Origin of the sequence: Streptomyces sichuanensis, assembly GCF_020328095.1 — a bacterium.
Lineage (GTDB): Bacteria > Actinomycetota > Actinomycetes > Streptomycetales > Streptomycetaceae > Streptomyces > Streptomyces cinnamoneus.
The window spans coordinates 1-862 of the sequence record NZ_JAIXMK010000273.1 but is presented as its reverse complement, the minus strand read 5'-3'; the positions used below and the strand labels follow the sequence as shown (position 1 = coordinate 862).

The window sequence follows — 862 nt, the reverse complement described above, 5'->3', positions numbered from 1 at the left end:
CAGATCCTCGCCGTGGTGCGCGGGTCGGCTGTCAATCAGGACGGTGCGTCGAACGGTCTGACGGCGCCGAACGGTCCGTCGCAGCAGCGGGTGATCCGCCAGGCCCTGGCCTCCGCCGGCCTGTCGCCGGCCGACGTGGACGTGGTGGAGGCGCACGGTACGGGTACGAAGCTGGGAGACCCGATCGAGGCCCAGGCGCTCATCGCCACGTACGGCCAGGAGCGGCCCGAGGGCCGGCCGCTGTGGCTCGGCTCGCTGAAGTCCAACATCGGCCACACGCAGGCCGCCGCCGGTGTCGGTGGCGTCATCAAGATGGTCATGGCGATGCGCAACGGCCTGCTCCCGCAGACCCTGCACGTCGACGAGCCGAGCCCGCACGTCGACTGGTCGGCGGACACGGTGCGGTTGCTGACGGAGGCCACCGACTGGCCGCAGACGGACGATCTCCGCCGGGCCGGTATCTCCTCGTTCGGCATCAGCGGCACCAACGCGCACGTGATCGTCGAGCAGGCACCTGCCACGGCAGAGCTTCCCCCGTCCCCGCAGCCGGGTGCGGTGGTGCCGTGGGTGCTCTCGGCGAAGACCGACGCGGCGGTCCGGGCCCAGGCGGAGCGCCTGGTGTCCTTCATGGAAACCGAGGGTGTCGGGGACGCCGGAGGCGCCGGGGCGCAGCCGGCCGACATCGGCCTCTCGCTCGCCACCACGCGCTCGTCGCTGGAGCACCGGGCAGCCGTGGTGGGGGAGAGCCACGAGGAGCTGCTGACGGCGCTGCGCGCACTGGCCGCCGGCTCCCCGTCCCCCCGGGTCGTCGTGGGCGAGCCGGGCAACGCCGGCAAGGTCGGTTTCCTGTTCTCGGGTCAGG

1 protein-coding gene is annotated in these 862 nt (G+C 72.9%); it reads left to right on the top strand.

Annotated features, from left to right (window positions below):
* Window positions 1–862 (top strand): ketoacyl-synthetase C-terminal extension domain-containing protein (locus tag LE181_RS31915; protein ID WP_308103684.1); only part of this gene is annotated, 862 nt, incomplete at both ends.